12 protein-coding genes and 3 tRNA genes are annotated in these 12,371 nt (G+C 34.6%); 3 read left to right on the forward strand and 12 right to left on the reverse strand.

The window, feature by feature from the left end:
* Positions 1 to 48 precede the first annotated feature (48 nt).
* The 4 genes from EA652_RS05945 to EA652_RS05960 form a co-directional block, all read right to left on the reverse strand.
* Positions 49 to 121 (reverse strand) — tRNA-Val (locus EA652_RS05945).
* A gap of 505 nt (positions 122 to 626) precedes the next feature.
* The gene (locus EA652_RS05950) at positions 627 to 1,502 is read right to left on the reverse strand and encodes a tetratricopeptide repeat protein (protein ID WP_007548480.1); all 876 of its coding nucleotides are present in this window, start codon (positions 1,500 to 1,502) and stop codon (positions 627 to 629) included.
* 168 nt (positions 1,503 to 1,670) lie between these two features.
* The gene (locus EA652_RS05955) at positions 1,671 to 2,060 is read right to left on the reverse strand and encodes a DUF1284 domain-containing protein (RefSeq protein ID WP_007548478.1); all 390 of its coding nucleotides are present in this window, start codon (positions 2,058 to 2,060) and stop codon (positions 1,671 to 1,673) included.
* Positions 2,057 to 2,584: a biotin transporter BioY gene (locus EA652_RS05960; protein ID WP_007548477.1), complete on the reverse strand. Its 528-nt coding sequence runs from the start codon at positions 2,582 to 2,584 to the stop codon at positions 2,057 to 2,059. The genes EA652_RS05955 and EA652_RS05960 overlap by 4 nt, the downstream gene beginning before the upstream one ends.
* 85 nt (positions 2,585 to 2,669) lie before the next feature.
* Between EA652_RS05960 and EA652_RS05965 the strand changes: the two genes are divergently transcribed.
* Complete coding sequence (locus EA652_RS05965; RefSeq protein ID WP_007548476.1) at positions 2,670 to 3,257, forward strand: nitroreductase family protein; 588 nt, start codon at positions 2,670 to 2,672, stop codon at positions 3,255 to 3,257.
* Positions 3,238 to 4,026 (forward strand): diaminopimelate epimerase, encoded by a 789-nt coding sequence (gene dapF, locus EA652_RS05970; protein WP_012673383.1) that lies wholly within the window; start codon positions 3,238 to 3,240, stop codon positions 4,024 to 4,026. The genes EA652_RS05965 and dapF overlap by 20 nt, the downstream gene beginning before the upstream one ends.
* Before the next feature lie 8 nt (positions 4,027 to 4,034).
* On the opposite strand, the gene sucD is transcribed toward dapF, so the two are convergent.
* The 8 genes from sucD to hemF form a co-directional block, all read right to left on the reverse strand.
* Positions 4,035 to 4,910 carry a succinate--CoA ligase subunit alpha gene (sucD, locus tag EA652_RS05975; protein ID WP_007548474.1) on the reverse strand — a complete coding sequence of 292 codons (876 nt, stop codon included), beginning with the start codon at positions 4,908 to 4,910 and terminating at the stop codon, positions 4,035 to 4,037.
* A gap of 3 nt (positions 4,911 to 4,913) precedes the next feature.
* Positions 4,914 to 6,065, reverse strand: a complete 1,152-nt coding sequence (gene sucC, locus EA652_RS05980) for an ADP-forming succinate--CoA ligase subunit beta (protein ID WP_007548473.1) — start codon at positions 6,063 to 6,065, stop codon at positions 4,914 to 4,916.
* 37 nt (positions 6,066 to 6,102) lie between these two features.
* The gene (gene rpsU, locus EA652_RS05985) at positions 6,103 to 6,303 is read right to left on the reverse strand and encodes a 30S ribosomal protein S21 (RefSeq protein ID WP_006279819.1); all 201 of its coding nucleotides are present in this window, start codon (positions 6,301 to 6,303) and stop codon (positions 6,103 to 6,105) included.
* A gap of 199 nt (positions 6,304 to 6,502) precedes the next feature.
* Positions 6,503 to 6,576 (reverse strand) — tRNA-Pro (locus EA652_RS05990).
* A gap of 218 nt (positions 6,577 to 6,794) precedes the next feature.
* Complete coding sequence (locus EA652_RS05995) at positions 6,795 to 7,481, reverse strand: 16S rRNA (uracil(1498)-N(3))-methyltransferase (protein ID WP_006279818.1); 687 nt, start codon at positions 7,479 to 7,481, stop codon at positions 6,795 to 6,797.
* A gap of 28 nt (positions 7,482 to 7,509) precedes the next feature.
* A tRNA-Glu gene (locus tag EA652_RS06000) sits at positions 7,510 to 7,581 on the reverse strand.
* Between the two features lie 68 nt (positions 7,582 to 7,649).
* The gene (locus tag EA652_RS06005; RefSeq protein WP_006280457.1) at positions 7,650 to 8,786 is read right to left on the reverse strand and encodes a hypothetical protein; all 1,137 of its coding nucleotides are present in this window, start codon (positions 8,784 to 8,786) and stop codon (positions 7,650 to 7,652) included.
* 81 nt (positions 8,787 to 8,867) lie between these two features.
* Positions 8,868 to 9,692 (reverse strand): oxygen-dependent coproporphyrinogen oxidase, encoded by an 825-nt coding sequence (gene hemF / locus EA652_RS06010; RefSeq protein WP_007548470.1) that lies wholly within the window; start codon positions 9,690 to 9,692, stop codon positions 8,868 to 8,870.
* A gap of 160 nt (positions 9,693 to 9,852) precedes the next feature.
* On the opposite strand from hemF, the gene EA652_RS06015 reads away from it, so the two are divergent.
* Complete coding sequence (locus EA652_RS06015; protein WP_121692672.1) at positions 9,853 to 12,336, forward strand: response regulator; 2,484 nt, start codon at positions 9,853 to 9,855, stop codon at positions 12,334 to 12,336.
* Positions 12,337 to 12,371: the final 35 nt, after the last annotated feature.

Consider the following 12,371-nt stretch of genomic DNA (forward strand, 5'->3'; position numbering starts at 1 on the left):
TATACTTTAATTGAAGTAATTAATAATACTAACATTCAGTTAAGCAAATGGGCAATGACAGACTTGAACTGCCGACCTCCTCGGTGTAAACGAGATGCTCTACCAGCTGAGCTAATTGCCCCTTTAGATCTAATTCTATAGCTCAATATTATTATTGTAAACAAAAATAGCAATAAATTGTATCCGTTCAGCAGAGTGGCAAAATAGGTAGACAAGGTGATCTAAAAAGATAATCATAGAGTAAATGTGAGGTAAGTCCTTACAATAAATGGTGTCATCCAAGTAGCCGACACTGGGATCCAGAAAAAAGAATGGTGTCATTCCAGTGCTTGACACTGGAATCCAGCTTTTTCATAATCATTAAAACGTTGTATTTTAACATAAAACAGCTATTTTTATGCTCGCCAACTTAATAAAATTCCTGGATCCCAGTGTCAAGCACTGGGATGACACCCTCCTGATGGGCCAAAATCACAATGTTCGTACAGTTATGCATTTGTTGTGCAAATTACCTTTGCAAACAAATGTTCGTACAGCTGTGTGTCACACACTTTGCTTCAATATTTGCACATTAGCCACTCCCTTGAACAGATACGATAAATTAGATTTAGGTAAGCTATAAGCTTTTATGAAATCTTTGGGTGCGTGCTGTGGAGTTTTATAAATTTTAGTCTTGCTGTCACTTTGTATAAAGGTATTTTTTCACTCACATCTTTCGAAGTTGTAGCCATGTTTAACAACTTTAAGTAGAATATTGTAGCATTTTGAAAATCTGAAAGTTTATCTAGAATAACAGCTAAATTATAAGTATAAAAAATATTGTTTTCATCGAGGGAAATAGCAGTTATCATATACTCTTTACCTTTTACATAATCCTCCTTTTTCATATAGATCAGACCTAAATTTGCTAATAAAGGAGCATAATTTTTATGTATATCATACAATTTTAACATTTCACTCAACGCCAGATCAGGATCATATTGTGAGATTATCGTCAGAAAATTTTTTAATATGTAAGGGTTACTAGGGTGTTCTTTTAACAGTCTTGTGTAAATCTCTACAGCTTTTTTGTATTCTTTATTAGCGTAATAAATATTTCCCAATCCAATTAAAGCATTTTTATGATAAGGAAACTTTGCAATGATCTGATTAAGGAGAGAAATAGCTGTTTCATTATCTCCTGATTCAAAGGAATCTTTTGCTTTTTTTAAAGTAGAGTATATGTCAAAACTCTTGCCAGAATTCTGTGCAATTTTGATGTTAAATTTATCACTTTTTCTCTCAATAACATCAAGATCTTTATATTTTTTATCAGCTTTTATATGCTTGACAACACTATCAAAGGCCTTCTGTATCTCCAAATTTTCACTAGCATAGGTAACAGAAGACCTCCATAAAATCACAACGCAAATTAACATGCAGATAAACATAGGTCCTAGTGTTGTGGCATTGGCTGCAGCGTGTAACCAGTAAACCTTATTTCTTTGAGCTATATGCAACACATTACAAATTCATAAATGCTAAATTACCTATCTCATACAATAATAAAGATATTATTAATTAGCGGGACGAACATGCTGTGTAGCCTTTCAGAATGCATTTATCTTTTGTCTTCCATATTTCGCTTTATTTCCACAAAAATGCTTCGATTTATCTTAACATTTTGTCAACTACCTTTGTAGATTTAAAAGGGCATTTTTACATATTCCATATGGCTGCCAATTGCACCCCTCACATGCGTACTCGAATTTCTCTAAAGACATTTTCTCTCTAATCTTTTTTACTGCCTCATTCCAAGTTAAAGTCTCGCCAATTTTTACTCCTAAAATTTCCATATGCCTTCTATCTAGCTCTAAAACTTTAGCTTGTGTGGTGCATTTACCTTGTTTAGTCTGATTTGGACAAGCACTACAGATACTATCAAGGTTACCAACTACTTCGATTTGAGTACTAACCACTTCACTTGCTATCTTCCTATAATTTTCTACAAAACCCTGAGAATACCCATATCCCCGAAACGCGAGGGTGCACATGAAATGATGAGGGCGAAACTTTATCATTTTTTCAAATATTGCAAAGCCGCTACAAGTAGAAAAATTTTTACCAAACCAGGAAGGATAAATGGTAAAACACCCACCATTATTGCTTGTTCCAGACCCAAGTAAACAGCAAGCCAACTAACACCACAAATAAAGATTACAACTGTACCAGCCAGACAACTTAAAGAATTACATACAAATGATTTATACTTAGAGTTCAGTAATTCATTTACTTTGCTCATTACCATAACAGCAGCTAAACAGCCAATTAAATATCCACCTGTTGGTCCAAGGAGAGCGTGATAACCACCAGAAAAATTTGCAAGAACAGGCAATCCTGCTGCACCAAGTGATAGATATGTAAGCACAGAATAGAATGCTGTTCTGCGGTTAAATTTAAGCCCAATAAGCATTACTCCTAAAGTTTGCAATGTGATAGGCACAGGCTGCAATGGTATACTTATTTGAGCCATCAAGAATAAAAGTAAAACGCAAGACAATATTTCAGCCAGTGTTGATCTGCTGCTAGATTGTGTTATAAACATACCTTCCCAATAAAAATAACTTATTAAATGTAATATATGTGTATGAGAGGTTTTGCAATTTAAATTTTGCTTATATTGTGCTACAATGAATTATTTATGCACTATTAAATTAAAAATGATGAGTAAACAAGATCTATTATCGTTGATGAAAGCAAGACACAGCGGACGTTCATACGATCCTACAAGAGCAATATCTCAGGAAGACATGGATATTTTAATGGAAGCTGTAAGGCTGACTCCCTCATGTTTTGGTGATGAACCCTGGAGATACGTAATATGCAACAAACAGAACAATCAAAGCGCATGGGAAAAGCTGCTAAATTGCCTTGATGAATCTAATCAAAAATGGGCAAAAGATGCACAAGTGTTAATCATATCTTTAAGTGCTAAAAACTTCCGTAAACAAGGTAAAGGAGAAAATCTTTGGGCTAGTCATGATACTGGTGCAGCAAATTATGGACTTATGTTACAAGCTGCAGTTATGAACTTAATGGCCCATCAAATGGGTGGATTTGATAGAGATAAAATAGTGAAAGAGTTCAATATACCCAATGACTTTAACGTAATGTCAGTGATAGCGGTTGGTTACGAAGAAGAGGGTGCTGAAACAAGTAAGAAGAAAAGAAGACCAATAGAAGAAATATTTTTTTATGATGAGTGGCCAAAATTCTGAAAATTTTATCAAAATGCACGGAACTGGTAACAACTTCGTTATCATAGACTCATGTTCAGCAAATGATTTAAATTGGAACTATAAAAAAATTGCTAACCAAAACGGTTGCGATCAAGTCATAGTGATAACAAACTCCAGTTTAGCCGATTGCTTTATGCATATCTATAATGCTGATGGTAGCAAAGCTGAAATGTGCGGAAATGCAGCACGTTGCGTTGGATATTTGCTAATGTCAGAAAAAGGTACTGAGTATATCACTATTGAGCTGGTAAACAAACGCATTTTAGAGTGTTTTAAAGTGGGTGATAAATCCATAAAGGTTAACATGGGTAAACCTTTGCTAAAATGGCATAAAATTCCCTTGTCTACTGAGTGTGACACTCTTCACTTACCTATAGAGCTTGAAATGCTAAAAGATCCTGTTGCAGTAAATATTGGTAATCCTCACATAGTTTTTTTTGTTGATAGTGTAAATGAAATACCATTGCAAAGTTTAGGACCAAAGCTAGAAAATCACGCATTATTTCCTCAGAAAATTAATATTAGTATTGCACAAGTTGAAAAGTCTGGAGAAATAGCTTTAAGAGTTTGGGAAAGAGGTACAGGCATTACTGCATCATGCGGTAGTGCAGCCTGTGCAGCACTTGTTACATCCACACTACGTGGATATCTGACTGTCCAACAGACTTCAGTAAATTTACCAGGAGGGAAGTTATTAATCGAATGGGCAAATAACGTATTCATGACCGGTGATATAGGGTTTTTGTGACCCTAATTCTAGTGATGCATTACTTCCAATACCTTCTTACCAATTACTGCAGGGGTTTCAGCAATTGCAATCCCGGCACTCCGCATAACTTCTAGTTTTGCACCAGCACTTCCACCGCTGGAAGAAATGATTGCTCCAGCGTGTCCCATACGTCTTCCTGGAGGTGCCGTTTGGCCTGCTACAAAACCAACGATTGGCTTTTTAGTTTTTTCTGCTTTCACAAAATGTGATACATCTTCTTCTTCGTTTCCACCTATTTCACCAATAACTACAATACCATGAGTATCGTTATCTTTTAAAAAGAGCTCCATACAGTCGACAAATGTCATACCATGAATTGGATCCCCCCCAATTCCGATACACGTGGATTGACCAAGACCAACAGCGGTTGTTTGTGCTACTGCCTCGTAAGTTAAAGTTCCGGAGCGAGACATAATTCCTATGTGTCCACGCTTATGGATATGGCCAGGCATAATTCCTATTTTGCATTCTTCAGGTGTAATAATTCCCGGGCAGTTGGGACCAATCAATCGACTTTTTGAGCCGATAAGCGCACGCTTAACTTTCACCATATCAAGTATAGGAATGCCCTCTGTAATACAAATTATCAATTCTATTTTTGCATCTATTGCTTCAAGTATTGCAGCAGCAGCAAATTTAGCAGGTACATATATAACTGTAGCATTTGCACCGGTTTTTTCTTTGGCTTCTGCTACAGTATTAAAAACCGGTAAATTAAGGTGAGTGCTACCACCCTTTCCAGGAGTTACACCTCCCACCATTTTCGTTCCGTAATCAATTGCTTGCTCTGAATGAAATGTGCCTTGTGCACCAGTAAAACCCTGGCATATTAATCTTGTATCTTTGTTTACTAAAACGGACATGCTTTATTTTACCTCTTTTACTATCTTTTGTGCAGCATCACCCAGTTCATCTGCAGCAATAATATTTAATCCTGACTCTTCTAAGATTTTTTTTCCTTCTTCAAAATTAGTACCTGATAATCTAACCACTAGAGGAACTTTAATGCTCATTTCTTTTGCAGCCGCAACAATTCCACTTGCGATAATATCGCAACGCATTATACCACCAAATATGTTAACCAGAATTCCTTTTACGTTGCTATCAGACAATATGATTTTAAATGCTTCAGTTACAGTTTCTTTACTCGCTCCACCACCAACATCCAAAAAGTTAGCAGGCTCTGCTCCGTAGTATTTTATTATATCCATTGTTGCCATAGCAAGACCTGCACCATTTACCATGCAACCAATACTGCCATCCATTTTGATGTAACTGAGCCCATACTTTGAAGCCTCTATCTCTTCTTTCACTTCTTCATCATAATCACGAAGTTCCATAATTTCTGGGTGACGATATAAAGCATTATCATCGAAATTAATTTTCGCATCGAGCGCAATAAAATCTCCAGAACTTGTTTCAACCAGTGGATTAATTTCAATTTGGCTCGCATCAGTTGCAATAAACGCATCATATATATTTTTTGCAACATTTGTTATTTTTTCTATTTGTTCTGGACTCAAATGAAAACTGCTGCTTAACTTGCTGCTATCAAAACTTGTAGCAGAATCAATATCAAATTTCACAATTTTTGCGGGAGAATTTTTCGCCACTTCTTCAATGTCCATTCCACCTTCTGAGGAAAATATGAATATTGGCCTACTGAGCTTCGGGTCGATTACCAGGCTTAAATAATACTCTTTCTTAATGCTTGAGCCTTCTTCAACGTACACTTTTCTTACTTGCTGCCCGCTTGGCCCTGTTTGATGAGTAACTAAAGTCATACCAATCATGTCCTTTACAAACTGTTGAGCTTCTTCAGCTGACTTTGCTAGCTTTACGCCACCGGCTTTACCCCTACCACCTGCATGAATTTGAGCTTTAACTACAAACACGTCAGATTTTAATTGACTTACTTGAGTCTTTACTTCTTCCGCAGATGTAGCAACAAAACCTTTTGGCACTGAGACATTAAATTTATGTAAAACTTCTTTCGCTTGATATTCGTGAATATTCATAAAATAACCAATGATAAACTATTAACTTGAGTACAAACTACCAACCATAACGCTGCCTTCTGCACTCTTGTTGGTACCTCTTTTTTTTAGCTTCAGCTTTCTTTTTAGCTCTTTTTTCTGATTTTTTTTCATGATATTGTTTTTTCATTTTCAACCCTCTTCCTTCCTTTTGAATTGTTTTTTTCAATACTGGAAGAGCTCTGTCTACATCACCATAATGGACTGATACTTCTATCAAACTCTATACCTCCTTCGGTAATCATTTCAAAATCTATTTATAAATTAGAAAATTAACATTGTCAATTATTTTATAAACTTGAGCATTAAAATATAATATGCCACAATTTACATGGTAAATGATGTCATTCCAGTGTCAGCTACTTGCTTACTGATGGAGATTGCTCTTATATTGCAGCGTTTTTACAATCGTACTAACATCGGGGCGGAGAGATTTGAACTCCCGACCCTTTGGTCCCAAACCAAATGCGCTACCAGGCTGCGCTACGCCCCGACTTCTTTACTCAGAGTATCAATAACTCAGGCAAAATGCAAGATTCATTTGTTTACTTTAGAAAAAATATAATATGAGATTTAATATTATCTTAGAATATGTTTTTTATTAGCTCCTCTTTAACAACAGACTGCTTCGTAGAAAGTCTACAGGGTTTTTGTGCGCGCAACACTGAACCAGATTTCTTTATGACCCAAACCTTAGTCATATTTAAAAATCTAGCTACACCAATTGGTGAAAGTGAGTGCAGCAACTACAGCAGTATCGACCCTTAAAATTCTTTTTCCTAGACTCAATTTTTGACAAAACTTATCGGCAAGATCAAGTTCATAAGATGAAAAACCACCTTCAGGGCCAACAATAATAGCAACATTTTTTTTGCCTTTCAGCACTTTGTCAGCTTTACCTGTTTCATCACACAAAACAAAATTTTTACTCTGGGAATCAGGTAACTCACAAAAGTTAATAGGAGGCAAAATCTCTGGTATACTTATCCTACCTGATTGTTCCGCTGCTTCGATTGCTTGTAATTTTGCTCTACTTAGGTTAATATTTTTTACCACTGTACGTTCCGTTGAAATAAATTGAATGCAGATTACTCCCATTTCAGTTGCCTGTCTTACTATGTTGTTCAAAGCAGCACTTTTTACCATGGCACAATACAGGTATAAATTTTCCTCATATTGCTGTTGTTTAGTGCATTCTTTGGGTGTAACTTCTGTCAATTTACGCGATATATTAACTACTTCTCCTAACCATTCTCCATCTTTTCCATTAAAAAGAGAGAGATTATCATACTTCTTAAGCCGCATTACATTGCAAATATAGTGACTTTGTTGTGGATTAAGTGCTAAACTCACGCCTTGTGATAAAGCTTCTTCAACATAGAGCCTAATTTTTCCCATTCAAAACTTTAATTATATTCTACTTGAGTGACTCTTACGGGATTTGAACCCGTGTTACCACCGTGAAAGGGTGGTGTCCTAACCACTAGACGAAAGAGTCAACTTGAATCTAACTAGGTTATATCGATTACATATATAAAGTCAATTCAATTATTTTGAATCACATAGTTAGAGGGATATATCAGTAATCTTATATCGACAGCCTCCTATTACTCCATGCTCAATACTCACTGAACCTATCTCAGATTTAGGAGCTAATTCTAATTGTTGTTCAACTTTTGTATCGGAATCATAGCCAGAATCGTAGCCAGAATCTCTACGCTCATATTTCTGCCTTATTTCTTCTACACTAAAGCCAGCCTTGGTCTTAATTTTTTGATCATTAGTCTGTTGCTGACTTATCGACTTATTAGCACTTAGCTCATTTAGCTTCACTTGCCAATCATTCACTTTATCTTGCACTAACCCATGGCAAGTTCCAGAATTAGCTTTTATGTCTTTTGCTTTTCTTTCTGCTCTTTTCTTGGACAAATCTACCCTAGCATAAATAGGTTCTGACGACTGTTCTGGCTCTTTCTGTTTTAGGCTAGTAGGCTTTTTTTGTTCTGAAAGATCATCTATAGTGCAATAAATAGGTTCTTCTGATATACTCAAATAACCACTATCTTCCAATGATAAATTTTCAGTGGATTTTTTATGTGAATCATATATTTCAGCATAAATAGATTCTTCTGATACACTCAAATAACCATTCTCCCCTAATGAGTTACTAACCTTAGCATCATACACCTCAGCGTAAATGGGCTCTTTTGAAGGCAAAGCATCATAGCTAGTATTCTTTGACTTATACTCAAAAGTTCTAGGAGGTTTTTGTTGTATAGCTTCAATATTCAAATCATCTGTAGAATAATACTCTGCGCCTTTTCCTAGTAAAAAGGAAACTGTGGGGTGAAGAATTATCTCTGCTGGTAAGTTTTTCTCACTATCCAATTTTAGATTTTTTGATTCTGCTAAACTCTCAATAACACGAATTATAACATTCTTTCCATTCTCATCTATTGAGTGGATATCAGCTCCACGATTAATCAGCAATTCCATTATTTTGTGATCTGTAGCATGTCCTAAAGCCTGATTTAAAGCTTGATTATTATTTATATCAAATGATCCTGTATTCTTGAGAGACATAGTCTTTGAAAAGAATTTTCTAAAACTATTTAATGCATCATAGAGAATTAGAGTCAGTTTAACACCTTTTATGTCATTGTTTTTGACAGATTTAATTAAAAAATTATCTATTATGCCCATGATTATACCCCCTATATAAAAGCTCACTACCATGGTACAATTTTAAACTATGATGATTTATTTTCTACTAATAGCAGCTCTCTATAACCACTTAACAAGTGGTGGCATTGACATCATAATTGCATCTGGATTGCCGTCAGTCATTAAACCAAACCTTGTGCCACGATCGTATAACAGATTGAATTCTACATATCTGCCACGTTTTATTAATTGATTTTCTCGTTGTTCTTTTGTCCAAGATTTTTGTATATGTTTACGTATGATGTGCAAATAAATTTCCAAAAAGGCTTCACCTACTGCTTTTGTGAACTCAAAATCATTTTCCCAATTACCAGAACTCAGATTATCATAGAAAATACCACCAATGCCACGTGGCTCTTTTCTGTGTTGTAAGAAAAAATAATTGTCACATTGCTCTTTAAATTTTGGATAATATCCGGTGTCAAATCTATCACATATCATTTTGATTGATTCATGAATATACTTGCAATCTTCTTCATTTCTATATATTGGCGTAAAATCCATTCCTCCACCAAACCATTGTTTTGAAGTATATATCAGCCTTGTGTTCATATGCGCTGCAGGGATAAGGGGCGATTGCATATGAGACACTAAAGATATACCGCTTGCCCAGAACTCTCCGTTACTTTCACTTGCACCAGGAATTTCATTGATGGCTGAATCTGCAAATTTTCCGTGTACTTTTGAAACGTTTACTCCAACTTTTTCAAAAACATTACCAAAAATAATTGTAGATTCACCACCTCCACCACCTGGGCGATCCCACTTTCTCTTTTCGATCTTTGGCTCTGCGGATGATTGTTTTTCAATTAATAAGAAAGATTCTATGATCTTATCTCTTAGTGCACAGAACCATTTAAATGCTTGTGTTTTTTGTTTTTCCATAATATCCTCTTGCTAGCTTATTAACATTGTTATATCTGATATTTAAGGAACTTAATTAGATTTGGATGATAATTATCTATCAAAGACGTTAATAAATCTATAATAATTAAATCAATATAATAGAACATTTTCGTATGTACAACAATGCCAAGTAACAATAATGAATAAAAGATACATAGATAACAAAAAAGAGAACAGGGTTGACTTCATACTAAGAAATTATGGAATGTCAATTGTTGTGATGGCAGTTATTATGCTCTTACCTCCAGTAGCAATATCGATACTCTACTTTTTTGATATATATAGTCAGCATATTAATATAGAGATTAATTTATTAGTTAGCATTCTAACAACTCTCTTTATGATGTATAATGTAAAACGCTACAGATACCTACTTAACACTATAGAATTTCAAAATGCAATATTTGCAAATGCACTAAATCATAATACAGAATTTTGCCTTATTTTACATAAAGATGAGGGTGTTATTTATGCTGATGCAAGGTTCTACGAAAGGTTTAAAGATCATATAATAGATGATGACATTACGTTAGGCAAGATTCTTGAAATAGGAGATGTTTCAGAAGCAGACAAAAAAGTACTCTATCATGCACTAAAAAATAACTCTTCTGTACAGGTATGCATTTCCTTAAACAAGAAGAATAGAGTATCTAACTTTCTTTTGCTCTTTGAGTCAATACCAGATAATCCCCAAATTGCTATAAATAGTAATAAGATTTTAAATTTATCATTAGTGCCAATAGCAAGGCCAGATGGGTATTTTGTATTAAAAGCAACACAGATAAACAAGGAGCAGATATATGAAGAGTTAATAGAAAAACACAGCATAGGAACTTACATTGCAAATGCCAAAGGGGTGATTTTATCTGTAAATAAAAGATTTTTAGACATATTTGAACTAAAAAAACTGGAAAAAGGTAGCTCAATCAGTGATTTTATATCTCAATCTAAATATAACAATACAACAACCGATAATGAAATTTTGTTTTTTACTATAAGTGGTATTCCATTCAAGGCTTATATGAGCACTGCTATATTTTGTGATAAATACAACCATAGCTATATATATGGCTTTATAACACCAACCGAATCAAATATTGTTGATTATCAATTACACCCTTGTTTTGCAAATTCATCAATTGCTATTGCACAATGTGACATAAACGGCAACTTTGTAAAGAAAAATACGGCACTAATAAAGCTTGCAGGGTCAGATAATAATTCAATCTTTACGTTGATATTGGATAGTTATCATGTGAAAATACGTGAATATTTTTCGAGTAATAGAATAAATAATGCGTCTTTTGATGTACAGCTCAACGGCGGTAATAACATAAAAATATATTTCAATAAGTTTCTTCATAATAAAATGATCTTCATACTTTGTTATTTTATTGACAATACTGAACACAAAAACCTAGAGATAAAGCTTGAGCATTATCAAAAGATGCAAGCTATAGGGCAGTTAGCAGGTGGTATTGCGCATGATTTCAACAATATATTGACTGGGATAATAGGATTTTGCGATTTGCTTTTACTCCAGCATTCAGCTGGTGATCCATCTTTTGGAGATATAATACAGATACAGCAAAATGCAAAGCGTGGATCAAATTTAGTAAGACAATTGCTTGCTTTCTCAAGAAGACAGACCTTGCAGCCAAAAATTATTGATGTAAATAATACTATAGCTAATCTTTATGAAATGATAAAAAGATTAATAGGTGAAAATATAAAATTTAATATTTATTATGGTAGAGACTTGGGTGCTGTTAGGGCTGATCAAGGGCAATTAGAGCAAGTTATACTTAACTTAGCAGTCAATGCTAGTGCTGCTATGGAAAAGGGCGGAGAATTAACTATACGAACCTTTAATCAAAAGATTGACTCATTAAATTCTACACCTCAGGATATGTTTTCTCCAGACAAGGAAGCGATTGAACATGGAAATTATGTTGTGATTGAAGTAATTGATACTGGATGTGGAATGACGAGTGATACAACTGAAAAGATCTTTGATCCATTTTTTTCTACCAAAGATATTACCTCTGGTACAGGTCTTGGCCTCTCTACTGTATATGGCATTATTAAACAAACTGAAGGATACATCTATGTTGCTAGCAAAGTAAATCATGGAACTAAATTTAGCATATTTTTGCCCATGGTTTACATATCAGATGAAAATGATAGAGAGGAAGATAGTGAAGAAACAGAAAGACCGGTAGTAAGTGAAATTAAAGGTAATGGTATAATTTTATTAATCGAAGATGAAGATTCAGTAAGGGAATTCATCTCTAAAGCACTCAAAAGAAAAGGATTTGATGTAATAGAAGCAAGCATAGGCAGCGAGGCGCTAGAAATAATCAGTAAAAAAAGTCAACATATAGATCTTATAATCACTGATGTAATCATGCCAGAGGTGAGCGGCCCAGAAATAGTTAAAGAAGCATTGATCCATAGGCCAAATATCAACGTTATTTTTATTTCTGGGTATGCAGAAGATGCTTTTTTAAAGAGTGATGACATCAATATAGAAGATTTTCACTTTTTGCCAAAACCATTCACTCTGAATGAATTAGGAAACAAGGTTCAAAGTGTGTTACACAAAGCAAAAAAGACAGTCTAATTTTAGTGTGGTTAACAACAAAAAAATTTTCTAAT

It is taken from the genome of Wolbachia endosymbiont of Drosophila ananassae, from assembly GCF_008033215.1.
GTDB lineage: Bacteria > Pseudomonadota > Alphaproteobacteria > Rickettsiales > Anaplasmataceae > Wolbachia > Wolbachia pipientis.